The 23,915-nt window shown below is 62.2% G+C and carries 16 protein-coding genes, 2 other RNA genes and 5 pseudogenes; 14 read left to right on the forward strand and 9 right to left on the reverse strand.

Annotated elements, in window-relative coordinates; genetic code table 11:
- Positions 1 to 165: 165 nt before the first annotated feature.
- Complete coding sequence (locus tag J5I97_RS01870; protein ID WP_208588655.1) at positions 166 to 2,562, forward strand: hypothetical protein; 2,397 nt, start codon at positions 166 to 168, stop codon at positions 2,560 to 2,562.
- Positions 2,563 to 2,835: 273 nt separating this feature from the next.
- Here the strand turns inward: J5I97_RS01870 and J5I97_RS01875 are convergent.
- Together J5I97_RS01875 and J5I97_RS01880 are read right to left on the reverse strand one after the other, a co-directional pair.
- A pseudogene (locus J5I97_RS01875) lies at positions 2,836 to 3,129 on the reverse strand (SMP-30/gluconolactonase/LRE family protein); the annotation flags it as partial.
- A gap of 2 nt (positions 3,130 to 3,131) precedes the next feature.
- Positions 3,132 to 3,326, reverse strand: a pseudogene (locus J5I97_RS01880) (hypothetical protein); the annotation flags it as partial.
- A gap of 174 nt (positions 3,327 to 3,500) precedes the next feature.
- Between J5I97_RS01880 and glnE the strand changes: the two are divergent.
- Positions 3,501 to 6,317 carry a bifunctional [glutamate--ammonia ligase]-adenylyl-L-tyrosine phosphorylase/[glutamate--ammonia-ligase] adenylyltransferase gene (gene glnE, locus J5I97_RS01885; RefSeq protein ID WP_208588660.1) on the forward strand — a complete coding sequence of 939 codons (2,817 nt, stop codon included), beginning with the start codon at positions 3,501 to 3,503 and terminating at the stop codon, positions 6,315 to 6,317.
- A 123-nt stretch (positions 6,318 to 6,440) separates the two neighbouring features.
- Here the strand turns inward: glnE and J5I97_RS01890 are convergent, their stop codons facing one another.
- Both J5I97_RS01890 and J5I97_RS01895 read right to left on the reverse strand, forming a co-directional pair.
- Complete coding sequence (locus tag J5I97_RS01890) at positions 6,441 to 6,947, reverse strand: queuosine precursor transporter (RefSeq protein ID WP_208591513.1); 507 nt, start codon at positions 6,945 to 6,947, stop codon at positions 6,441 to 6,443.
- Positions 6,948 to 7,393: 446 nt separating this feature from the next.
- Positions 7,394 to 8,341, reverse strand: a complete 948-nt coding sequence (locus J5I97_RS01895; RefSeq protein ID WP_208588661.1) for a mitochondrial fission ELM1 family protein — start codon at positions 8,339 to 8,341, stop codon at positions 7,394 to 7,396.
- Positions 8,342 to 8,478: 137 nt separating this feature from the next.
- On the opposite strand from J5I97_RS01895, the gene J5I97_RS01900 reads away from it, so the two are divergent.
- From J5I97_RS01900 to J5I97_RS01925, 5 genes and pseudogenes are all read left to right on the forward strand, one after another.
- Entirely contained in the window at positions 8,479 to 9,069 is a 591-nt protein-coding gene (locus J5I97_RS01900; RefSeq protein WP_208588664.1) for a malonic semialdehyde reductase, read from the forward strand.
- A 227-nt stretch (positions 9,070 to 9,296) separates the two neighbouring features.
- Positions 9,297 to 10,049, forward strand: coding sequence for a YceI family protein (locus J5I97_RS01905; protein ID WP_208588666.1), 753 nt, complete (start codon positions 9,297 to 9,299; stop codon positions 10,047 to 10,049).
- Positions 10,050 to 10,243: 194 nt separating this feature from the next.
- Positions 10,244 to 10,319: non-coding RNA, sX9 sRNA (locus J5I97_RS01910), on the forward strand.
- Positions 10,320 to 10,430: 111 nt separating this feature from the next.
- Positions 10,431 to 11,149, forward strand: a pseudogene (locus J5I97_RS20325) (acyltransferase domain-containing protein); the annotation flags it as partial.
- Between the two features lie 263 nt (positions 11,150 to 11,412).
- Positions 11,413 to 11,647, forward strand: a pseudogene (locus tag J5I97_RS01925) (GntR family transcriptional regulator); the annotation flags it as partial.
- A gap of 131 nt (positions 11,648 to 11,778) precedes the next feature.
- Here the strand turns inward: J5I97_RS01925 and J5I97_RS01930 are convergent.
- Genes J5I97_RS01930 through J5I97_RS01940 form a run of 3 tightly spaced genes read right to left on the reverse strand, consistent with a single transcriptional unit; the run spans position 11,779 to position 14,704 of the window.
- Positions 11,779 to 12,198: an STAS domain-containing protein gene (locus tag J5I97_RS01930; protein WP_208588668.1), complete on the reverse strand. Its 420-nt coding sequence runs from the start codon at positions 12,196 to 12,198 to the stop codon at positions 11,779 to 11,781.
- Positions 12,195 to 12,626 (reverse strand): ATP-binding protein, encoded by a 432-nt coding sequence (locus J5I97_RS01935; protein WP_208588670.1) that lies wholly within the window; start codon positions 12,624 to 12,626, stop codon positions 12,195 to 12,197. Before J5I97_RS01935 ends, J5I97_RS01930 begins: the two co-directional genes overlap by 4 nt.
- A complete protein-coding gene (locus J5I97_RS01940; RefSeq protein WP_208588673.1) occupies positions 12,623 to 14,704 on the reverse strand; it encodes a SpoIIE family protein phosphatase in 2,082 nt (693 codons plus the stop codon). The genes J5I97_RS01935 and J5I97_RS01940 overlap by 4 nt, the downstream gene beginning before the upstream one ends.
- Positions 14,705 to 14,869: 165 nt before the next feature.
- On the opposite strand from J5I97_RS01940, the gene J5I97_RS01945 reads away from it, so the two are divergent.
- The 5 genes from J5I97_RS01945 to J5I97_RS01965 all read left to right on the forward strand — a co-directional run bounded on the left by J5I97_RS01945 (position 14,870) and on the right by J5I97_RS01965 (position 22,508).
- Positions 14,870 to 15,469, forward strand: a complete 600-nt coding sequence (locus J5I97_RS01945) for a hypothetical protein (RefSeq protein WP_208588674.1) — start codon at positions 14,870 to 14,872, stop codon at positions 15,467 to 15,469.
- A gap of 30 nt (positions 15,470 to 15,499) precedes the next feature.
- Complete coding sequence (locus J5I97_RS01950) at positions 15,500 to 16,795, forward strand: XVIPCD domain-containing protein (RefSeq protein WP_208588676.1); 1,296 nt, start codon at positions 15,500 to 15,502, stop codon at positions 16,793 to 16,795.
- 456 nt (positions 16,796 to 17,251) lie between these two features.
- Complete coding sequence (aceE, locus tag J5I97_RS01955) at positions 17,252 to 19,939, forward strand: pyruvate dehydrogenase (acetyl-transferring), homodimeric type (RefSeq protein WP_208588677.1); 2,688 nt, start codon at positions 17,252 to 17,254, stop codon at positions 19,937 to 19,939.
- Positions 19,940 to 20,006: 67 nt separating this feature from the next.
- On the forward strand, positions 20,007 to 22,118 hold the full coding sequence (locus J5I97_RS01960) for a P-loop ATPase, Sll1717 family (RefSeq protein ID WP_208588679.1): 2,112 nt from the start codon (positions 20,007 to 20,009) through the stop codon (positions 22,116 to 22,118).
- A gap of 315 nt (positions 22,119 to 22,433) precedes the next feature.
- Positions 22,434 to 22,508: non-coding RNA, sX9 sRNA (locus J5I97_RS01965), on the forward strand.
- A 4-nt stretch (positions 22,509 to 22,512) separates the two neighbouring features.
- On the opposite strand, the pseudogene J5I97_RS01970 reads toward J5I97_RS01965, so the two are convergent.
- Both J5I97_RS01970 and J5I97_RS01975 read right to left on the reverse strand, forming a co-directional pair.
- Positions 22,513 to 23,034: pseudogene (locus tag J5I97_RS01970) on the reverse strand (IS4 family transposase); the annotation flags it as partial.
- Between the two features lie 81 nt (positions 23,035 to 23,115).
- Positions 23,116 to 23,355, reverse strand: coding sequence for a transposase (locus J5I97_RS01975; protein ID WP_345776695.1), 240 nt, complete (start codon positions 23,353 to 23,355; stop codon positions 23,116 to 23,118).
- Between J5I97_RS01975 and J5I97_RS19705 the strand changes: the two genes are divergently transcribed.
- Complete coding sequence (locus J5I97_RS19705; protein WP_238135749.1) at positions 23,281 to 23,469, forward strand: hypothetical protein; 189 nt, start codon at positions 23,281 to 23,283, stop codon at positions 23,467 to 23,469. The two genes, J5I97_RS01975 and J5I97_RS19705, sit on opposite strands and share 75 nt — an antisense overlap.
- A gap of 193 nt (positions 23,470 to 23,662) precedes the next feature.
- The gene (locus J5I97_RS01980) at positions 23,663 to 23,899 is read left to right on the forward strand and encodes a hypothetical protein (protein ID WP_208588680.1); all 237 of its coding nucleotides are present in this window, start codon (positions 23,663 to 23,665) and stop codon (positions 23,897 to 23,899) included.
- The last annotated feature ends 16 nt before the right edge of the window (positions 23,900 to 23,915 follow it).

Here is a 23,915-nt window from a genome sequence, read left to right on the forward strand (position 1 = left end):
CCTGGGTGCGACCTTGATTGGCCCTGGCCATGGTGTCGTGCAATGGGCGCGCTGTATGCGGTGTACCCGCTCGCCGGCAACCTGTGAGACCGCTGCGCATCGCACTCACGGCCGGCTTGGCACACTGCGCGGGGCCGCGTACGCGGTCTTCAGGAGCCTGCCGTCATGACGATGCCTGTTCGCGCCCGCTGGGGCGGGTTGCCCCGCGCGGTGCGTTGGCCAGTGCTGGCGCTGATTGCGCTGTACGCGAGCTACTTGCTGCTGGGCAACCTGTTGCTTAACACGCCGCTCGGACCGGCAGCGCTCAATCGCAAGCCGGACACATTCGCAATGCATTGGGGTCCGGGACTGACCTGGTGGCCTGGGCGACTGGTGCTATGGGACGTCGATCTGCAGGGCCATTCGACGCGCAATAGCTGGAATGTCAGTGCGCAGCGCATGAGCGGGCAGATTCGGTTATTGCCATTGCTGCATCGGCAGTTGCTGGTGCCGCAGCTGCATGCGCGCGGTGTGCGTGGTGGCATGCAGGCGGCTGTCGCGATGCCGAATGCCCTCGCGCGACAAGCGCCCAGCACAGGGTCCAACGCGCAGGCATCCGCTGCTTCAGTGAATGGCGCACCTGGCACCACTGCGGGCGCGGTGGCGCAAGACAAAGCACCCACACCCACACCCACACCCACACCCACACCCACACCCAAGATTGGAGTGCCAGCCAGCACGCAGCAACCCACCCAGGCCGCCGACTCACCTGCCCGCCCTCCGTCGACCGCTCCCGCCTGGACCCTGCAATTGGACCGCATCATCGCCGAGCAAGTGCAGGCATTATCGCTAAGTCAGTTGCACATCGAAGGCGACGGCCAATTGCAGCTAGGCTTTTTCAAACAGCTGCGCGGCGGGCCGATGGAACTGTTCCCCTCGCGTGCGGTGTTCGAAAAAGCACGCGTGCGTTGGGGCAAGGACGAGGTGATGCGCAATGGTCATTTGCGCATCGAAGCCAGCATTGCGCGACATGCACCGGATCAGGCGCGCGGGCTTGCGTTGCTGCAGATCACCGACGCGTTGGTGGCCGTGCATGGCGATACGGCGGCGCTGGATGTCGCACGCAACGCGCAAGGCCGGCATACGGTGGCAACGCGCGCCGGCAAGGGCCGCGCCGATGGCGAGCTACGTTGGACACGCGGTACGTTGCAACCCGGCAGCCAACTGCAATGGCGTGCGCCGTTGCACGACAGCACACGAACGCCCGCTGCATTACTGGGCAAGCTTGCAGCGCAGCTGCAGGTCGATGAGAACCTGCGTTTGCAGGTGAGCATGCCGGAGCCGGCCGATGCCGGGTTGACGCTGGATGCCGACTTGCGTGTGCGAGGCCGGCAGCTGCCGCTGCAGTCCATGCGCAGCCTGTTGCCGCGCACCTCCGGGCATGCGCGGCTGCATTGGCAACTCTCCTCGCTCAGCTGGATTCCAGCGCTGTTTCCGGATGTGGACTGGCTGACGCTGGAAGGCGATGGCTTGGTCGATGCCGATCTGCGCATCGATCGCGGCCAGCTCGGTGCCGGCAGCCGTCTACAGGTGCCGCATGTGCGTGCGCAGGTCGGCGTGATGGGGCATACGATCGACGGGCAAGCCACTGCCGATCTGCGCGTGGATGCCGATGCAAACGGCCAGTTGCTGCCTGCACTCGCATTGCAGATGCAGCAGTTCTCGATTGCGCATCGGGATGCGCCGCAGCGCCCGTTCGTGCAAGGCCGCGATCTGCGCCTGGATTTGCAGACGCGCGCCGATACACACACTCTGACAACGTTGCGCGATGCCACGCGTGCGCATCTGGTATTCGACAACGCACGCGTGCCGGATCTTCGCGCATATAACCGTTATCTGCCGCAACAGCAGCTGCGTTTCGATGGCGGCAATGGTGTGCTTAGCGGTGATCTGCAGATCGAACCCGGCGGTCGCATCGGCAAGGGCGGTCTACGCATTGGTGCGCGTGCGGCGCGGCTGCAATTTGCCGGTCTTGCATTGCGTGGCGATGTGGATGCCGATCTGCGTCTGCAGCGCGGTGATCTGCGCGCAGAAACTTTCAGCCTCGATGCCAGCAGGATCCAGCTAAGCCATGTTGGATTCACCGGTCCGAATGGACAGCGGCGCGATGGCTGGTGGGCGCGTGTCGTGCTGGAGAACACACGTATGCAATGGCGTCAGCCGATGGCTGTGGATGGACGCGTGCGCATCCAGGTGCGCGACCTGGCATTTTTGATGTCGTTGTATGCGCGCGACCGTTGGATTCCGAATTGGATGCTGCAACCGATGGACGCAGGCCAGGCGCAACTGACCGCGCGCGTGCAGTGGCAGGGTGAAACGGTCATCGTCGACCGATTGCAGGCGCGCAATGAACGCTTCCAGGTCGATGCGCGCCTACGTTTGCAGGGCACTCAACGTAGCGGAAGCCTGCTTGCGCGCTGGGGGGTATTGAGTGCGGCGGTGGGCTTGCGTAACGACACTCCGCAATGGCATCTGCTGCGCGCGCCGGAGTGGTATCAGGCGCAGCCGGATCTGCTGCGGTGACGGCCGGATGCGGCGCCTTGGCGTGAAGGAAAAAGCTCCAGTTCTGTACTGCCTGGTGTTGTTTTGCAGTGCAGCGTGCAAGTCGTGTTGGGGGCGCGCACTATGATTGTGCATCCCGACGTGGGGGAGGGAGCAAAGCCCGCTGGCAGTTCGCTGCAAGCGGGCTTTTTATTGCCTGTGGTCTGGCAAGTCAAGCCCAGGAGCCGCTCTAAGACGCGGTTTTTAACTCAGTTCAAGCAGCCACAACCAATTGCCGCCGGTAATGAATAACCGCCGCTGCTGGGTATCGACCGCGTTGCCGTTGGTGAAGGCGGTGGCGTTCAGCAGCACGTCCACCGCGCCGTCCTGGCGCCAGCCAAGCACGCGGCGGCCGACCACATCGCTTCACACCATGGTGCGTTGGGCCTCCCACCAGGCCGGGCCTTCGCTCCAGGTGGCTTGATCGTAAAGCGTGTGCAGCCGCGCGTGGCCAAAGCGCGCGGCCAGCGCGGCGTGCTGCGTGCTCGGTGGCGCGCAGTCGGTTGGTTGCGCCGGGCCGGGCGGGCGCACGCGGCAGTGGCTGTCCATCATTGCGGCGCCGCACCGCCGCCTATGCTCTTGCTGCCCAAGCCTGGCAATTGCGAGGCATTGAGGCGACTCTTGCCATCCGGCCAGGTCCACAGATGCAGAAACGGCAGGCTGGGTGGCAACTCTGGATTTGTGCCGTCGTTGTCGAGCGGGATCTGGGACGGCAGCAACTGCGCGGGCAGGATGATGGGCGACATGGCCGAGCCTCGTGGGAAAGCCGCAGTGCAGCACGGCTATCGTCAGGGTTGCATAAGCGATGCGTTCAACGCATCGAAGCTCTCACAACGGCAGCGCGATGCGATGATCGGCCACGGCCACGGCCACGGCCACGGCCACGTGCTGCGTCCGCGCAGTGATGCAAGAATCCAGGCATGTCGCTGCCCAGCCCATCCGTGTCTCCTGCGTTGGCCGCTCTGATCGAGCGTGCCGTGGCGCGTGTCCGTCATGCCCTACCGGCCGAGCAGCGCTGGCCAGGCGGCGATTTTGATCGGCAGCTCGAACAGGTCGGGCTCGTCAGCGAATTCGCCCTCGATACCTTGGCGCGTCAGCCCGCATTGGTGCATCACTTGGCGCAGGCCGATCCGCCGCCGCTGCCATTGCCAGTGCTCGATCCTGCGCAACCGCAGCTGTGGCCCGCGCAATTGCGGCGTTATCGCAGTGCTGAATCCGCCCGCCTGGTGTGGCGCGATGTGCTCGATCTGGACAGCGTGGACGCCACGTTGGCCGGTGCAACCCGGCTGGCCGATAATTGCCTGCAATGCGGCTTGCAGGCGCTTGAGCAGCAATTCCATACCCGCCACGGCCATGTCATTGCCGAAGACGGCAGCGTGCAGCAGCTGGTGGTCTTCGGGCTGGGCAAGTTGGGCGGCGGCGAACTGAATTTTTCCTCGGACGTGGACGTGGTCTATGCCTATCCGCAGGGCGGGCAATCCGATGGCGCCCGTCCGCTTGCGGCCGAAGAATACTTCGCGCGGCTGGGCCAGCAGCTGGCGAAACTGCTCGACGAAACCACCGCCGATGGCTTCAGTCATCGCGTGGATCTGCGCTTGCGTCCGTTCGGCACCGCCGGGCGGGTGGCGTTGTCGTTCGCCGGCATGGACCAGTATTTCCAGCGCGAAGGGCGCGATTGGGAACGTTACGTCTGGCTCAAGGCGCGCGCAGTGGCCGGCGACATCGACGCTGGCCAAGCCTGGCTGGAAACGCTGCGGCCATTCGTCTACCGGCGCTATCTGGATTTCACCGCACTGGATGGCTTACGCCAGATGAAGGCGGCGATCACTGCCGAAGTCGCGCGGCACGATCGTATTGATGATATCAAGCGCGGGCCGGGTGGCATTCGCGAGATCGAGTTTCTGGCGCAATCGCTGCAGGTGATTCGCGGCGGACGCGAACCGACATTGCGCGAGCGCCGCTTGCTGCCTGCCTTGCGGGCGCTGGTGGCTGCAGGCCAGATTGATCCCGATAATGGCCAGGCATTGACCGAGGCGTATCGCTTTTTGCGTCGGCTCGAAAATCGCCTGCAGATGCTGCGCGATGCGCAGACCCATGCCTTGCCGCAGGCACCGCTGGATCGCGAACGCATTGCGCTAGGCCTGGGCTATGCGGATTGGTCGGCATTGCTGCAGGCACTTACCTCGCAACGTACGCGCGTGGCGGCCGAATTTGCCGAACTGTTGGCACCACGCGTGCGCGCCACCGCACCGGACGCGCTAGCCGACTATTGGCGCGCGCTGCCGGAAGGCGATGCCACGCCATTGGCGGGGATTGGATTGCACGATCCCGGCGGCGCGCATCAGGCGCTGGCCGATTTTGCCAAGGCCTCCGGCGTGCGAGCGCTTTCCGACAATGCACGCGCACGGCTCGATCGGGTGATGCCGGCGTTGCTGCATGCGGCCACCCGCGCCAGCCAACCCGATGCCGCAGTACGCCGCATGCTCGGCCTGTTGCAGGCCACCTTGCGCCGCACCAGCTATCTGGCGTTGCTGGACGAACAGCCCAGCGCGCTTGCGCGCCTGGTCGAGGTGCTCTCGCGCAGCGCTTTGTTGGCCGAGCACCTGGCTGCGCATCCGTTGTTGTTGGACGAATTGCTCGACACCCGCATCAGCGGCCCATTGCCCGATCGTGCGGCCTTGCATGCAGCCTGTGCGCAGATGCTGCACATCGACGATACCGAAGCAGCGCTGCGCGAGCTCAACGAACGCCGGCTCGCGCTGAGCTTTCGGATTGCATTGGCCACGCTCGATGGCCGTCAGCAGGCTGTGCAAAGCACGCAGCAACTCGCCTGGCTTGCCGAAGCCGTGGTGCAAACCGTGTTGCAGCTGGCGCGCAGTGAACTGGTCGCATCGCATGGGCAAGTGCCCGGAGGCAGCTTCGCCATCATCGGCTATGGCAGTTTGGGCGGCTTTGAACTGGGCTTCGGTTCAGATCTGGATCTGGTGTTTCTCTACGATCACCCGCGCGCGGTAGAAGCCTCCGATGGCAAGCGGCCGCTGGAAGCCGGGCGCTGGTTTGCGCGGCTTGCGCAAAAAGTGATGGCACTGCTCGCTGCCGAGACAGGCGCCGGCAGCTTGTACGACATCGATGTGCGGCTGCGCCCGGATGGCGGCAAGGGCGCGTTGGTGTCGTCGTTGGCCAGCTATCGCCAGTACCAGCGCGCGCGCGCCTGGACCTGGGAGCATCAAGCGTTGGTGCGCGCACGGGCAGTCGCCGGCGATGCTGCGCTATGCGATGCTTTTGCGCATGTGCGCAGCGACACGCTGACGCGCGTGCGCGACCCCGTGCAGTTGCACGAGGACGTGCGCAAGATGCGCGCACGCATGCGCACCGAACTGGATCGCAGCGATGCCGGTCGGCTGGATCTCAAACAAGGTGCCGGTGGCTTGGTCGATCTGGAATTCGTGCTGCAGGCCGGCGTGCTTGGCCAGGCGGCGCAGCACCGGCAACTGCTGCTGGCCTGCGATACGCCCGCGCTGATCGATGCGCTTGTTCACGCGCACTGGCTACCGAGCGACAGCGCAGCACCGCTGCATCAGGCACACGCCGCGCTGGTGGAGGCCGGCCTGAGTTGTACGTTGGACCGCCGGCCGCGCTTGATCGCACCCACGCCGGTGGTTCGGGATGCATGCCTTATCGTTGCAGCGATTGCAGATGCGCAGCAGTTACGATTTCCGCCAGGAAAAGGCCTCTGAGATTGTCCGTAGTACCAGCTGTTTTTTTGCGGCCCAGTCGTTTTGTTAGCCGCTCTTAAGTCAAGCAGTGCTGCCTGCGGCACACATTATCGCTTGCATTGGTCTCGTCGCTGCTGGCCACGCTTAGCGGCTCGGGCGTGGCGCATTCCTCCACAGCAACGCACGAAACGGGCCCAACAGAAACACGCCCATGCCCAGTTTCACCGCCAGATCGCCGGCAGCCCAGCTGATCCATGGCAGGCCCACGCCGGCAAAGGCAATGCTCCAGAAGATCGCCGTATCCAGCATGGCACTGCAGGTGGTGGCCACGATCGGCGCGCGCCACCAGCTGCCATTGCGCAGGCGGTCGAACACGCTGATATCCAGCAGCTGTGCAGCAATGAAGGCGCTGCACGAGGCCACTGCAATTCGCGGCGTTGCCAGCCAGATCGACAGCAGTACCGCCAATGCAAACCCGCACCAGGCGACCTTGCGCGCCGCACGTGGCCCGAAGCGACGATTGATCAGGTTGCTCACCAGAAATGCCACCGGATACGAGAACGCGCCCCACGTCAGCCAGTCGTTGATCGGGTACTGCACCAGGATGTTGGACAACAGCACCACCGCACCCATGGACAGCACCGCCCACATCAATGCGCGTGCGGTGAGCGGGGCAAACAAACTGGGAGGTGTGGCAGGGATGGCGGTGCGTCAGTGGCAGGGTTGCGCGATTATCCGCGTCTGGACGCGTGCGGGCCAGTGCGGCTGGCGCGACAAGGATAACGCGCTCCGATGGTGGTCCGGATCGTGTACATGATCGTGTACATGGCCGCAGGCCTAAAGACCCAATCGGCAAGAAGCAACAGCAAGCACACTCGCATCCAGCAGCGCACTCAAGCGAACCGGTTGCATCGATCATGCATGTGGCACAGCAGGCGCTGCGCTCGATGCGTGCCCACGGGCCACCAGCAGCACCAATATCGTAGGGACACACAACCTACCCAACACATTGCCTCGGCCAGGTGCGCGTTCGGTGTTCGATCCGCATCGGCTGACAGCGTGCTTGTGCCTGCCCCGTGTCATTCACTGCAACACCATCATATGTGCAGGCGCTCACGCACCAGTGCGGCAACGCGTTGGGTTTCGCGTAGTGGAGTGGGTTCTGACTGTGCTGCGAAAATGTCGGCGGTGTCGCATAAACGTCGATGCGCCTGCAGTGCTCGAACATACTGCCGAACGCGTCCTCGCGCGCAATCGCAAAACGCCGCCGCCACCGGCACGCGCGTGGCGCACGCCTCGGACAGCAGGTTGACCGAGTCGGCAGTGGCCACGATCGCATCGGCCCAGCCCAGCAGGCCGGCATACGGGTTCGGGCCATCGCGCTCATCGCACCACACCAGGCCGGGCAAGTCTGCGCGCAACGTGCGCAGCGTTGTGATTGTCTCGGGCGGGGTACGTCGCGACGTAGTGACCAGCAGGCTGCCGCAGACCGCGTGCAGTTGCTCGCGCAGGTGCGCGCACAGCGTTGCCAGCGCCTGGCTGGTCCAGGGCACCTGTGCGGTCGGGCCGCCGATCAGCAGGGCCAGACGCGGACCGGGCAGGGTGCCGAGCATGGCAAAGGCGGTGCGCCCGGCCGACAGCCAGGCATCGTTCACCTGATGCAGGCTGCCGAGCAGGGTGATGACGTTGGCGCCACGCAATGCGTCGTGCTCGGGCACGATCAGCAGATCCCAGTGACGTGCATCCAGGCGCGGGTCCAGGATCTGCACCGTCCGGCTACCGTGCGCGCGCAGCAGCCGGGTTGCCAGCGCAGCTTGGCGTCCGCAGCCGATAGCCAACGCCGGCGGCCGCTCCAGTTGCCTGGCGAACTCCGCGCCAAAGGAGACGTGTGCGCCGGGCAGCAGGTGCGGCGCTGCCCAGCGCCATGGCGCGCGGGCCCGCAGATGCTGTGCAGTGATCGGTGCTGGCCGCAGCGCACGTGCCAGTGCCTCGGCCTGGCGGGCATTGCCGGCCAGGCCATCGCTGACCGCCCAGGTCAGCGCCATCGTTTCAGATCCGACATAGGATTTGTTTCAGATTGAGCGTGTGTTGCAGCAATGGCGTCACTCTACACTGCGGGTCTTCACACCAGCGCCCGTGCTGCATCCTACTGTCGTCCATTCCTCAGCCTCCCGGAGTCGCCATGTCCGACCTGCTCAACGCTGCCGCACTGGATCAGCTGTTTCGCACTGCCCGCACGCAAAACACCTTTCTCGACAAGCCGGTCAGCGAAGATCAGCTGCGCCAGCTTTACGACCTGGTCAAGTGGGGCCCGACCGCGGCCAACGGTTCGCCGGCGCGTTTCGTGTTCGTGACCAGCCCGGAGGCCAAGCAGAAGCTCACGCCGGCGCTGTCCGAAGGCAATGCTGCCAAGACGCTGGCTGCGCCGGTCACAGTAATCATCGGGTCGGATGAGGATTTCCACGAGAAGCTGCCGTACCTGTTTCCGCACGCCGATGCCAAGAGCTGGTTCGACGGCCCGCGCGAGGCGCGCGCACCTTCTGCGTTCCGTAACAGTTCGTTGCAGGGCGCCTATCTGATCCTGGCCGCGCGTGCGCTGGGTCTGGATGCCGGCCCGATGTCCGGCTTCGACAATGCCAAGGTGGATGCGGCGTTTTTTGCCGGCACCCCGATCACGTCCAATTTCCTGGTCAATCTCGGCTACGGTGACCCGGCCGGGTTGTTCCCGCGCTTGCCGCGCCTGAGTTTCGACGAAGCCGCACGCATTGAATAAGATCGATAACGGCTGCGCTCACCATCAGGCGGGCGCAACCGGTGCTCGGGGCGATTTGCAGCCACGCACACGCCGGTTCCGACGCGCGGTCCTTGGTTGTGTACAGACCGCTCGCTACGTGCATTAGCCGCTTTGGGCGTGCGGTTTCACATTCCTGCAGTCTTCGTCCGTCTGCATTTCGTCCCATCTGCGTTGATCCAACGCGTCTGTCATCACGAGGAATTTCAATGAAGACCACCCATAAACTGCTGCTGCCGCTTGCCCTGACCCTGGCCATCGCCGCCTGCTCCAAGCCGGCCGACAATGCCGCCGCCCCGGCGGCCGCTCCTGCCGCCGAAACCCCGGCTGCCACCGCACCGGCTGCCACCGCTGCTGCTCCGGCACCGGCTGCTGCCGAGTCCACCGTTTCGGCCGCGCCTGCCGTACCTGCCGTGCAAGTGCAGTCCGGCACCTACACGCTGGATCCGGGCCACACCGACGTGCTGGCGCAGTGGAGCCACTTCGGCTTCTCCAACCCGACCGCGCACTTCGGCAATGTCGACGGCACCCTGGTGTACGACGCGACCGACGTGACCAAGTCCACCGTGCAGGTCACCCTGCCGCTGTCCGGCTTGACCAGCTTCACGGCCAAGTTGGACGAACACCTGAAGAGCGGTGATTTCTTCAATGCGGCCAAGTTCCCGACCGCCACCTTCAAGAGCACCAAAGTCGAAGCCGCCGGCACCAACAAGCTGACCGTCACCGGCGATCTGACCATCAAGGATCAGACCAAGCCGGTCGTGCTGGACGTCACCCTCAACGGTGCCGGCGAGCACCCGATGAAGAAGGTGCCGGCGGCCGGCTTCGACGCCACCACCACGATCAAGCGCAGCGACTTCGGCGTGGACCAGTACGCCCCGAACGTCAGCGACGAAGTCAAGATCCGCATCACCACCGAAGCCCTGCAGGCCAAGGCCGGTGACGCTGCTGCTTCGAAGTAATTGGCCGCGCGGTTGATGCATCGGTGCGTGTAATCGCACCGATGTGTGGAATGCAAAAGCCCGCCGATTGGCGGGCTTTTGTTTAGGCGACTTATCAGGTGCATGCGCTGCTGTCGCCGCTGCGTTGAGTAAGAGCGGCTAACAAAACGACTGCGCTCACCGGCAGGCGGGCGCGGCCGGTGCTCGGAATCGGCATGTACCACGCGTACACTCCGGTTCCTGCGCGCCGTCCGCATCCACCTGACGACTGCTCGCTACGTTTTGTTAGCCGCTCTAAGTGTTCTTGCCCTTCCAGCGGCAGACCCACAGCCGGCCTGCGCGCCTAGCAGTGTCGCCCTTCTCGCAGTCGCAGGAACAGGTGTCCTTGTCCCGGTTGCGGAAAACGCTGTCGCGCAGCCGCTGGTGTGTGCAGGCACATTGGCGCAATGGCAGGTAGTGCGCGAGCAACTCCCCACGCCGCTCCTGGTACTCGGCTACAGCGTCGGCAAGCTTGCCGCGCACGCAGTGGCTGGCAGCATGGACATCGACAGCTGCCTGCAATTGTCCGCCACGCGCGCACGCTCGATGGATGGATGCGGCCAGTCCAGACTAATGCCGGATTGATGGCCGTCGTCGGCCTGCCGCGACGTGTGCTTGAAACGCTATGCCGAACGCGTGGTGCAGCGCTTGCCATCATCAACGGCGACGACCATGCCGTGCTCGGTGGCCCGCGCGATGCACTGCAAATCCTTGGCGATGCTGCACAGTGGCAAGGCCCACGCATCACACTGTTACCAGTGAGCGTGCCCGCGCATACGCCGTGGTTACGCGCGGCCGCCGACTCCTTCGCCACAGAACTGAAGACAGCAAACATCACTGCGCCCACGTTGCGCGTGCTTGCCGGCGTCGATGCACGTGCGGTCACCACGCAGGCATTGGTGATCGACACGTTGTCTGCGCAGATCGCACAGACCGCTAGTGGGCGCGCTGCTGCTGTGCTGTGTCGGTGGCATTGTCTCTGCATTCGCCTCATCGGCGGCGGTGCTCGGTGCCACCATTCCGCTGGCGATGCCGTTCCTGATGCAGGGCCAGCTCGGCGCGGCCGGGGTAATCTGCGCGCTGTGCGTGTCGTCCACCATCGTCGATGTCAGCCCGTTCTCGACCAATGGCGCGCTGGTGCTGGCCTTGGCTGCGAAAGAGGAGCGCGACGCGCTGTTCCGCTGCTTCCTGGTCTACAGCGGGCTGGTGGTGCTCTGTTTGGGCTGCTGTTGGCCTGGTTGCTGTTGGTTGTGCCGGGCTGGCTGTGATCCGGCCGGCGTGCGGCAGGGCCAGGGGGCCTGCGTAGAATGAGCGCTTCCGATCCGATACCGACGACCCGCCTGCCATGACCTTCGCTGCTGATTGGCGCACTGCCAAAAAGCGCGTACCGCTTTACGAGGAAGTGGCCGAGCGCCTGCGCTAGAAGATCTACGACTACGCGCTGCCACCGGGCGAATGGATCGACGAACCGGCCCTGGCCGAAGAACTCGGCATCAGCCTTACTCCTTATACGCGAGAGCCTCAAGCTGCTCGCCGCCGAGGGCCTGCAACTGAACGAATCGGCCACCAGGAATCGGATAGGGTGCCGTCGAAATCCAAGATGAGCAGTGCAGCCATCGCGACGCAACATGTCAGCGCGTCATAGCCTGGCCAAGGCCGCTCGCGCGCCGCACCCACACACATCCCCACATGTGCGCGCAGACGATGCGATTTACGCTTCGGCAAAGTGCGGCACGATCGGCGTGTCGCCGTGCGCGTGCTCTTCGATCACCTTGCGCTGCATCGCGGCCAGATACGCATCCAGCTCTTCGGTGGAGGTGAACACATCGCTCAGCGGCACGGCCTTGACCATTTCGAAGACCTTGCGGATCTGCGGTTGCGGGTTGGCCACCAGCACCTTGCCCTGGCGTGTCGTTAAGGCTTTGCGCGCCTTGAAGATGCAGCGGATGCCGGCGCTGGAGATATATTCCAATGCGCTCAGATCCAGCACCAACGTGGTGATGCGGGTGCCCAGCAGCGGCGACAGCGCCGCGTCCAGTTCCTGATAGGTGTGGGTGTCCAGGCGCCCGGTCAGGATGACGCGTTGGCTGGTGTCTTGTGGCGGGTCGATCTGAATGGCAAGCGTGGTCATGACAAGGCCTCGGGGACAGGGGCGTACGGGTGGAGCAGGGTGACGCGCACGATGTTGTATGCACCATTGCGGCTGTAGCCGATGTGATCGGCAAACTGATGTACCAAAAACAGCCCTAAACCGCCGGTCGCGCGCTCGTCGAGCTCGGCATTCAGATCGGGCATGGGCGCCGCACACGGGTCGAATGCGCTGCCGGGGTCGTGCATTTCCAGCACTAGCGCCTGTGGGTCTAGTTGCAGTTGCAGGCGCAGCGGCTGGGCGGCGCACTGGCCGTGGGTGAGCGCATTGCAGCCGAGCTCTTCCACGATCAGCCGCACCTGGTTGATGCGCTCGGCATGCAGGCCTTCGTGCGCCAGCGATTCTTCGAGTGCGTCGTTGGCGCCGGCCAGCTGGGCCAGCGACGGCACGATGGCCAGATCGAACTTCATGGGGCCGTTGCATTTCCGGGCGTGTCCCGGCCAGTCTCTGCGACCGGTCCAGCATGCTCCTGGCGCAGCCGGATCGCCAGCAACGTGATGTCGTCGTACGGATCGGCCTTGCCGGTGAAGCGGGCGATGTCGGCAATCACTGCCTTGCACTGCGCCGCAGCACTGCGGCGCGGGTGCAGCGCGGCCAGCAGCCGGTCCAACCCGTAGCCGGCACCGTGTTCGTTGATCGCCTCGGTCACGCCATCGGTATAGCCCAGCAATGTCTGCCCGGCCGTCATGCGGCCCTGCAGCACCGGGTAGGATACCTGCGGCTCGATGCCTAACGGCGCACCGGTTTCCAGCGGCAACGGACGTGCCTTGCCGTCGATGTCGATCAACAGGGGCGGCTCGTGGCCGGCGCTGGCCAGGCAGTACTCGCCGCTCATCACATCGATCAACCCGCACAGCACCGTGGCGAACATGCAGGTGTCGTTGTTCTCGGCCAGGCGTGTGGAGGCGGCGATCAAGATGCTGTCCGGGTGCGTGTGCCGGCGTGCGGCAATTTCCAGCATGCTCACCGCCCGCACCATGAACAAGGCTGCCGGCACGCCCTTGTCGGACACATCGCCTATCACGAACCACAACAATCCGGGTTCGGTTTCGACGAAGTGGTAAAAATCCCCGCCCACCGCCTTGGCCGGTTCCAGCCACGCGCAGGTTTCCAGATGCGAACTGGCGCGATCGAAGGTGCGCCCAGATGGCAACATCGCTTGCTGGATTTCGCGCGCAATCTGCAATTCGCTGTGCATGCGTTCGCGTGCGGCGGTCATCTCGCCGATCTCGGCGATGTGGTGAGCGATCGCATCGCGCGCGCTATCGAACGCACGTGCCATCACGCCCACCTCGTCATTGCGTTCGATGTGTTGCAGCGGATACTCGAATTGGCCGCGTCGAAAATGCTCGGCGGTATCGGTCAATTCTTCGATCGGCCGGGTCAACTTGCGCGTGATCCGCCCCATCAACCACCACCACACCGCCGCTCCCAGTAGCGCCGCCAATGACACCCATGCAGCCAGCCAGTTCAGGCCGGCCAACACATAGCCTTCCGATGCGGATAAGACGAAGGTCCAACCGCTGCGCCCCACCGCCGCGCTATGGGTGAGAAAGCGCTCGCCATCGGGGGCCGTGTGCGAGAACGAGATCGGCTGGCCTGCAGCGACCGCGCGCTGCAACGGCAGCAGGTCCGGTCGCGAACGCGCCACGTAGGCATCGAGCGTGCGATGCAGATTGAGTGCCGGATCTGGGCTGAACACCAACATGCCTTCCGGCGATACCAGCATCGGCTCGATGCTGCTATTGCGCGGCAACTGGTCGATGATGTTACGCAGATGGTGCAGCGGCAGTTCCACGCTGACCATCCCCACCGGCACCGCGTCCGGCGCATCCCCTGGCCGCCGCAGCGGCAGGTTGTAGCTGGTGTACAAGCCACTGCCATTCGCATCGATATAGGGCTCGGACCACCACGCGCGGCCCTCGCGCCGGGTGCGTAGATACCACGGCATCGCGCGGTAGTGGTAGCCCAATTCCGATGCCGACGTCTCGACGGTACGCGTGCCATCGCGATGCACGTACCAGACAAACCCGGTGTCGCCGGCTTTTTGCGTACGCGGCTCGATGATCAGGCGCGCCGCGCCGATATGCGGGTCGCCGGTGAGCGTCGCCAGCAGCAACGCACGCAGATTGAACGGCTGCAGGCCAACGCCACCACTGCTGGCCGCCAATGTGCGGCCACTTACCTGCACCGAGTCCAGCATCGCCGCCAAGCTGCGCGCGGTCTGCTTGGTCAAGCTATTGACCTCGGTGCGCGCGGCCTCCACCAACTCGGCCCGCGCACCCAAGTAGAACACCGTCCCCAACACCGCCAGCAACACCACCAACACGGCGGTGGTCGCCAGCAGCACGCGCATGCGCAAGCTGTTGCGCCAGTGCACGCGTGGGGCGACCGGTGTTGGTTGTGACAGCGATCGAGGAAGGGTGGCGATGGCACGCTTTCTCTGGCGGCGGATGCGCTCGATCATGGCAGCTTTGCTGTCGTGCATAACAGGTTGCAGTGGTCGCATCCCCAGGCGCGGTACCTTGACCTGCCGAGCGCGAGCGGACTAGATTGACTTTTCCTATTGCCATGGAGGCCGGCCTTGCGCCAGATTCTCACACCGAGCCTGCTGGCCCTTTTGCTGACGGCCTGTAACGCTCCGGAGACCAGCATGACCCAGACTCCATCCCCCGCCACCGAGGCTGCCGCAGAAGCCGACGTGGAGGCTGGTGGCCGCGGCCTTGCCAAGTTGAATCCCAACCCGCGCAAGGCTTTCGAGGTCACGCTCACCTTGAAGGACGCGCCTGGCGCATTCGCGCTTGTGCAAGGCGCGGCGCAATACGACGTCGCCAACGAGCAGGAATGCGGCAAGATCCAGCCCGACACCGGCACCGCCGGGCGCATCACCAGCCAGGAAGACTTCGCGCTCAAGAAGATCTCCGACACCCAATACCGCGGCACCGTCTATCTGGACCTGATGCAGGACGAAGACTATTACGGCCGCGGCGTCTGCCATTGGGAATTCAGTGGTGCCAGCGTGCTGCTCAAGGCCACGGGTGCGGAAGAAGAGACGCGCTTTTTGTCGTTTATCGACGGCAAGACGGTGACTGCGCAGCAGTCGCAGACAAAGTATTACTGGAGAGAGGGTTATCCGCGCTCAGGAATGGATGACTTCCCCGATGTCGGTGAATTGACTCCTGAGAAGTTCAAGCCGGAGATTCGCGACAAGCTCTTCACCATCACGTTGGCCGCCAAGGAAGCGACGCCATGACCATCCCTTCTCACTCAGCAATACGCTGGCTTGTCGGACGATGTTTATAAGGACCGCGCCGTAGGCAGACGCGTACCGGGCCAGGAAGAGATTGTCACGATCGAGGGGCAGCGTTACGCCGTTCTCGAACACGTCAACAACAAGTTCAACGGCTATCAAGGCACGATCTACCGCCGCGAAGGCAGTGGCGAGATCGTGGTTGCGCATCGAGGCACCGAGGGCGCTGCCAAGGACATTCTTACCGACGCGACCATGGTCACCTCGCGGACCAATCCGCAGGCAGCCGATGCATTGGCGTTGACCAAACATGCGCTCGATTATTCGGAGATTGCTGGCAAGCGTACTGGTCACGCACCCGAAGTCACCGTCACCGGCCATTCCCTCGGCGGCGCGCTTGCCCAGGTCTCCGCGCACCATTACCACCTCAAGGGCGAAACCTTCAATTCGTATGGCGCCGCCAGCCTGAGCTATCGGATTCCGGAAGGCGGCGGCAATAGCGTGGTCAACCACGTCATGGCGTCCGATCCGGTGAGCGCCGCCTCGCCGCATTTCGGGCAGGTGCGCATTTACGCCAAGCCAGATGAAATTGCCACGTTGAGTGATGCCGGCTATAGCAACAGCAAGGCCAACTTTCTGCTCCCGGACTACCCGCTGGTGGCTGCCGGCGCCTCGCTGGGCGCGCATGAGCTGGGCAACTTCCTGGACAAGCGCTCGGTGCTCACCGATCCCAACGCCCGCCCGCTTGCCGAGCAAAACAAGCGCATGATCGACGAATACCGGAGCGATGTGGACGGGCTTCGCACCGGCACGACCATCCTGACGCGCAGCGCGCGAGGCCTCTGCCAGGACGCCATCGACGCCGTCCGCGGCCCGCTCGCACCGGGCCAACCCGCCAAGCGCGACGCGCGCGAGCACGGTACCGATCACACCTCCCTGCGCATCGATCAGCCAGGGCATGTGGGCAATGCGTTGTTTCAAGATGCGCAGCGTGGCGTGCATGCGCAGGACGCACGTGTAGGACGCACTCCCGACCAGCACAGTGCCCAGTTGTCCGGCGCGCTGGCATCGGAAATGCACTCGGTGGGCGGCACGCGCATCGACGAGGTGGTGATGAGCCCCGATGCATCGCGCACCTTCGCCGTGCAGGGCCGCGTGGATGATCCGGCCCAGTTGCGTGTTAGCGTGGAGACGATAATCGCCATCAACACCTCGCTAGAGCAGAGCAGTCAGCGCGTCGCTGAAAATGTAGCGTGTCAGTCGGCGGCGTTGGAACCGCAGCAATCACAGCCCCAGCAGCAACAGCAGGGTGCACGCGTGATGTGCTGAGCGCGTTCACCCGTTAGCGGCGTAAGGGTGTTGCTTTACCCGGCCAGCATCCGGCACGCGGCCTTGCTTCAATCCTCACAACTGTCTCCATCGAAGGTTGCAAAAAAAACGCCGGCCAGCCCGGTGTTTTTCCTTCCATCGCGCAATGATGCGTTGATTTCCTGCTGCAATCGCACAACAACGCGCTGACGAAAATATCGCGCACTCGCTATGTCGGCATTTTTTCGCTTTGAGAATCGCCAAGGGCGCCGACGTCAGCCAGCTCAATCAACCTGAGCCGGTCACTCGGTCGCCCAGCTCAACCCGGCCCGCCGCAGCACGCCATCCCACGCACAACACCGCCCAATTCCATACGCATCCGTAGCGAGGTGTGCCAACAGGCGCGTGCGGTACACTTGGGGGTTCACGAATTCACGATGTCGACACACCCGCGGGGTGTGTCCCCCGGGAGCGCTAATGAACTGGTTGAACGAAGTGCTGCACAACGATCCGAACCCGCTTGAGACGCAGGAGTGGCTCGAATCGATCAAGGCCGTCATCGACGTCGAAGGCCCGGAGCGCGCCCATCAGCTGCTGGAAGGCATGGTCGAACAGACCCGCCGCGCCGGCGCTTACCTGCCGTTCTCGCCCACCACCGAGTACGTCAACACCATCGCACCGGTCAACGAGGCCAAGCACCCCGGCGACTCGGCGCTGGAGTGGAAGATCCGCTCGATCATCCGCTGGAACGCCATGGCCACGGTCGTGCGCGCAAACCGCAAGCCGGGCGACCTGGGTGGCCACATCGCCTCGTTCGCTTCCAGCGCAACGCTCTACGATGTGGGCTTCAACCACTTCTGGCGTGCGCCCTCGGACACGCATCCGGGCGACCTGCTGTTCATCCAGGGTCACAGCGCCCCGGGCATCTACGCACGCGCCTTTCTCGAAGGCCGCATCACCCAGGCCCAGCTGGACAACTTCCGAATGGAAGTGGACGGCCAGGGCATCTCGTCCTACCCGCACCCGTGGCTGATGCCCGAGTTCTGGCAAACCCCCACCGTGTCGATGGGCCTGGGCCCGCTGGCCGCCATCTACCAGGCGCAGTTCATGCGTTACCTGGAAAACCGCGGCCTGATCGAGAAGTCCGACCGTAAGGTCTGGTGCTTCATCGGCGACGGTGAGAGCGACGAACCGGAAACTCTCGGCGCCATCGCACTGGCCGGCCGCGAAGGCCTCGATAACTTGATCTTCGTGGTCAACTGCAACCTGCAGCGCCTGGACGGCCCGGTGCGCGGCAACGGCAAGATCATCCAGGAACTCGAAGGCGTGTTCCGTGGCGGCGGCTGGAACGTCATCAAGCTGCTCTGGGGCGGTTACTGGGACGCCCTGCTGGCCAAGGACAGCGACGGCGTGCTGCGCAAGCTGATGATGGAAACGGTCGACGGCGAATACCAGAACTGCAAGGCCTTCGGCGGCGCCTACACGCGCGCCAACTTCTTCGGCAAGTACCCGGAGACCGCGGCCATGGTCGCTGGCTTGTCCGACGAAGACATCTGGCGCCTGAACCGTGGCGGCCACGACCCGCACAAAGTGTATGCCGCCTACCACCAGGCCGTGCACACCACCGGCATGCCCACCGTGATCCTGGCCAAGACCGTCAAGGGCTACGGCATGGGTTCGGCCGGTGAGGCGCTCAACCCCACCCACCAGACCAAAAAGCTTGACGACGCGGCGGTCAAGCACTTCCGCGACCGCTTCAACATCCCGGTCACCGACGCCCAGCTGGAAGACGGCCAGGTGCCGTTCTACCACCCCGGCGAAGATTCCCCGGAAGTGCAGTACCTGAAAGAGCGCCGCAACGTGCTGGGCGGCTTCCTGCCTTCGCGCCGTCCCAAGGCCAGCAAGTCGTTTGTGGCGCCCACGCTCGACAAGTTCGAGCGCCTGCTCAAAGACAGCGGCGAGCGCAGCTATTCCACCACCATGTCGTTCGTGCAGAGCCTCAACATCGCCCTGCGCGACAAGGAACTTGGCCCGCGCATCGTGCCGATCGTGGCCGATGAAGCGCGCACCTTCGGCATGGAAGGGATGTTCCGCCAGATCGGCATCTACGCCCCGTTCGGCCAGAAGTACAAGCCGGTCGATGCCGACCAGCTGATGTACTACCGCGAAGACCAGACCGGCCAGGTGCTGCAGCAGGGCATCAGCGAGCCGGGCGCCATCGCCTCCTGGATGGCCGCCGGCACCAGCTACTCGGTGTCCGATGTACCGATGCTGCCGTTCTACATCTACTACTCCATGTTCGGCTTCCAGCGCGTGGGCGATATCGCCTGGCAGGCAGCGGACATGCGCACGCGCGGCTTCCTGCTCGGCGGCACCGCCGGTCGCACCACGCTCAATGGCGAAGGCCTGCAGCACGAAGACGGCTTCAGCCAGGTCATCGCCGGCTCCATCCCGAATGTGCGTAGCTTTGATCCGACCTTCGGCTTCGAAGTCACTGTCATCATGCAGCACGGCATGAAGGCGATGATGGAAGACCAGATCGACGAGTACTACTACCTCACCTTGATGAACGAGAACTACGCCCACCCCGGCATGCCGGACGGCGCAGCCGAGGGAATCATCAAGGGCATGTACCTGCTCAAGGACGCCGGCAAGCCCAAGAAGGGCGAGCTGCGCGTGCAGCTGCTGGGCAGCGGCACCATCCTGCGCGAGGCCATTGCCGCCGCCGAGCTGCTGGACAAGGACTTCGGCGTCACCGCCGACATCTGGTCCTGCCCCAGCCTCAACGAAGTGCGCCGCGACGGCTACGCCGTGGAACGCTGGAACCGCCTGCACCCGGAAGCCGAACAGCGCAAGCCCTACGTCACCCAGCTGCTGGAAGGCCGCCAGGGCCCGGCGATTGCCGCAACCGACTACGTACGCGCCTTCGCCGATCAGATCCGCGCCTTCGTCCCGATGACCTACACCGTCCTCGGCACGGATGGCTTCGGTCGCTCGGACACGCGTGCGAACCTGCGCCGGTTCTTTGAAGTCGATCGCTACTACATCGCGCATGCGGCGATTGCCGCGCTGGCTAAGGATGGAAAGATGACGGGGAAGGATGTGGCGAGAGCGATTGAGCAGTACGGGATCGATCCTGAAAAGGCTAATCCTGTTGGGGTTTGATTGATGATAAAGGGCAGCGTTAGCTGCCCTTTTTTTGGAACGAACTTGCTGATTGGTGGGGTGTGAAATGGGGGCGAAGCCTAACGCATTTGGGGATGTGCGCGGAGAAAATGACCATAAAGCACTCGATGAATCTTTCTATGAGTGGCAAGACTATCGGACACTCTTCGAGAGCGTCGATCGCTTTATCGTGGTGGGACGGCGCGGTACTGGGAAAAGCGCTATAACTTATCGCCTCAGTAAAGTTTGGTCCGATCGAAAGACTCCGGTAATTAAGATCGCTCCTGCTGAGGAGCAGATGATCGGCCTTCGGCCATTGGCAAAAATTTTTGGCGAAACTCTGTCCAAGATGCGGGCAGGAATCAAGATTGCTTGGAAGTACACGATTTTAATGGAGATTGGATCTGAGCTCCTTCTTGATTACAAGCTCAAACGCCACATTGAAGCAAATAAGGATCTTGCAGAGAAAATCGCAATCTGGCGCAAGCGCGGGACATCTCCTGTCGAACGAGTCCGATCTGTGCTGAAAGACTTTAAATCTAAAGTCGAGGGAGAGGATGAGCGGATCGCGGAACTTCCTGCGTTTCTTGCCGTGGAACGATTGACGAATGAAATATGTGAAATAGTTTCTCAGTCGGGCCAAGAGTATGTGCTGCTGGTAGATCGACTGGACGAAGGCTATGAACCAGATACTGTTGGCACAAGCATAATTGACGGCATTCTATACGGGACCGACGAAATTAGGTCATCTCTTGTGGGCCATTTCAGGGCGATCGTTTTTATACGCGATAATATGCTCCGAGCAATTGAGGTTGAGGATAAGGATTTTACGAGGAATCTTGAATCTCAAGTTCTTCGCCTTCACTGGGATCCTCAAGAGCTTTTCTACATGGTAGCAATGAGGATTAGATATGCATTTGGAATTGCTAAAGAAAGTGACGTAAAAGTTTGGAATGCTATTACTGCGAACGAACTTCACGGGCGTGAAGGTTTTAGGAGATGCCTCAGACTCACCCTGTATAGGCCTCGAGATGTTATTGCGCTCCTTAACACTGCATTTTATCAAGCGCAGCGCCAAGGGCGGGAGACGCTTATCGAAGCCGACTTTGATGAGTCGGCCAAGAGCATATCGTTGACGCGATTTAATGACCTTGGGAAAGAGTACGAGGCTGTTTTTCCAGGGTTGCGCGCCTTGGTTTCTTCGTTCTCTAGTGGGGATGCCAAGCTAAGATTGGTTGAGGTTCAGGAGAGAATTTCAAAAGTTATGGAGAGTCCAGCTCTCACATTAGCTGAGTCTCAGCACTTCCAGATATTGGGCAGTCCTCAAGAAGTGCTTAAGGGATTGCATGGTATTGGCTTTATCGGGATATTTGACAGGCAGATCGCGAGTTTTGTCTACTCCCATGATGGCAAGAGATTCGAGAAGTCTCTTACGTCTGATGATATTTTGATGATACATCCATGCTATTGGCCTGCGCTGAACATTAGCGGTTTCGAGTTGACTCAAGGCGAAGCCGAGGAAATATACGATGAATACGAGATTGCAATTGAGTCGCAAAGTGGCGAGCAGCGGAAGCGGATCCTTGGCCAGCTAATGTCGGAATTAAACAGTATTTCGGAGGGTGTGGCCGGTGCTGTTCAGTTTGAGGTGTGGTGTAAAAAGGCTGTTGAAATAGCGTTCTCAAAGCGATTGTCAAATATAGAGCTAAGACCTAATGCAAGCGCTACCCAACGGCGCGATATCGTGGCTACTAACCAGGGAGGCGGCGTATGGCAGCGGATATTGAATGACTACAAGACACGGCAAGTGATTTTTGAGGTCAAGAACTACGCAAAGATTGGCGTTGATGAATTTAGACAGGTGTTCGGCTACCTTGGAAGAGAGTACGGCGAGCTCGCGTTTATAATCTGTCGAGATGTCGAGTTAGGTCTCCGCAAAGGTGCCGAATTAGACGCTTTCAGGGAATTTTACAGCAAAGGAAAATTAATAATAAAATTTCCAGCGCAACAGCTGGTTACCATCCTTTCAAAACTAAGGAGTCCTGAAAAAGTAGATGCGGGCGACTTGGCTGTTGAGCGCCTGCTAGACAACTATGTTCGAATGTATGCTTCTGGACAGACTGATGTTTCAAATTCTAAAGGGACAAGAAAAAGGGGAAGGAAGAATCCGTTGGATTAACGGAAATAACGAAAGTAAAGGGGGCGGAGGTAATTAAGCGAACCGGTCGTACAGGCCTGCGCGGCGATGTCTGATAGCGGGCCTGTATCGCTCCGGTCAGGCTGAGGTCTTCTTCTTGTGAGTAACGGTGTCAGGATCTAAGGTATCCCCACGTTTTACACCGTAAGCATCATCTGCTCGCGCACTGCCGCAGGCAGTGCGCGCAAGCGCTCTATCCACCGTGAGACGGGCTCCATCGGCCAGTGCCTGATTAAGAGCGGCTAACAAAACTACTGCGCAGCCGTCAGGCGGACGCGGCCGGTGCTCGGAATCCTCATGTACCACTCGTACACTCCGGTTCCTGCGCGCCGTCCACGCCCACCTGACGCTACTTGCTACGTTTTGTTAGCCACTCTAAGGCTTCTCGGCCGATGCGTCGCGTGGAGTAAAGCTTGCGTGTGCTGTTGCGTGGAGACAGCCACTGGGCGATACCGGTAGCTTCGCATCCCAGCCCTGCCAACCAGCTGGCGAATGCAGCCAACGTATTGATCAACAGCAGGATCTGTAGTCGCTCGCCGCGTCGGGTCAAACTGTCTTCCAGCGCCTGGCCGTAGCGATGTGATTTCAGATCGCGAAATGCCAGTTCGATCTGCATCCGTCGTGCGTACACATTCACCAACCGCTTAGCGCTGGGTGCCTGCAGCTGCGGGGATGCAACGATCAACCAGGGCTCGCGCTCACGCGCTGCGGCCTTCAGACTCGATGACGCACGCGAGGCTTTGGCGGGTGAGCGGCGATTGCACTGTTTGCGCCCTTGCCGTGTCTTGGCGTAGACCACTAACTGGCAATCGAGTGGATCACTGCGATTGGCCTGCATCGGCGGTAACTCGCAGGCACGATTGGACGCCAAAACGTGCAGTTTCCGGCTGTCGCTCCATACGCCACTGGGTCGTCGGTCAGGCGAGCACGCACCGGGTTAAATTCAATGTAGCGATGGCAGCGAAGGACGTAGTCGGCACTATCGACAAGACAGGCTTTGTAGCGCCCTTCCCATGTAATTGCGCCCAAGCCGCTGCATCAGCTGCCTGATCCCTCCTGTTGCAGGTGGCGTGGCAAGCAAGTGCACATGGTTGTCCATTAATACATAGGCATGCAACTGGCAGCCTGTGGCGTGTAGTGCCTCATGCAGCAGATGCAGGTACCGCAATCGGTCGCCATCATCCAGAACGCACGGCAAGCGGTTGTTCCCGCGCTGCACGATGTGCTGCGGGATTCCCGGAAGGTCGATGCGCGCGATCTGGCCATATCGCAAGACTCGCAGCGAGGCATTGGTGCTGATATCGAGGAGACCTCCCGAAAGTCGAAGCCGTAGCCTGAAATTAGCCGGCATCTACGGCATTGCGCACCGGCCGGATGCAGATCGATGCAATGCGGGTTATCGGTCTCATGCGGCCGCGTTTTTTAAGTGGACGCGACGAACGTTTAAACGTAGGCGCAGGACACACGTGTGCATCACATGGCCGGGAGGAGGGTGACCATGCGGTCTTCTGCCGCTGGAGCTGACCATGAGTAACGACAAGAACGGCAATCAAGGCATCGACGATCTGCGTCCGCCGAATGGTGTCAAGGCACCCGGCAAGAATGAGGACCTGCTTCAGGATGGGCCTGCTCAGATCAGCCAGATCGATGACGACGACGGCATCGAAGACGACGTGGATGAGGAGGACGACGAAGAGGACGAAGAGGACGAAGAGGATGACCAGGAGTCGCTCCAAGAGCGCCTAATCCTACTGTGTCATTAAATCCGCAGATGCGGAG

Origin of the sequence: Xanthomonas fragariae (assembly GCF_017603965.1) — a bacterium.
Taxonomy (GTDB): Bacteria; Pseudomonadota; Gammaproteobacteria; order Xanthomonadales; family Xanthomonadaceae; genus Xanthomonas; species Xanthomonas fragariae_A.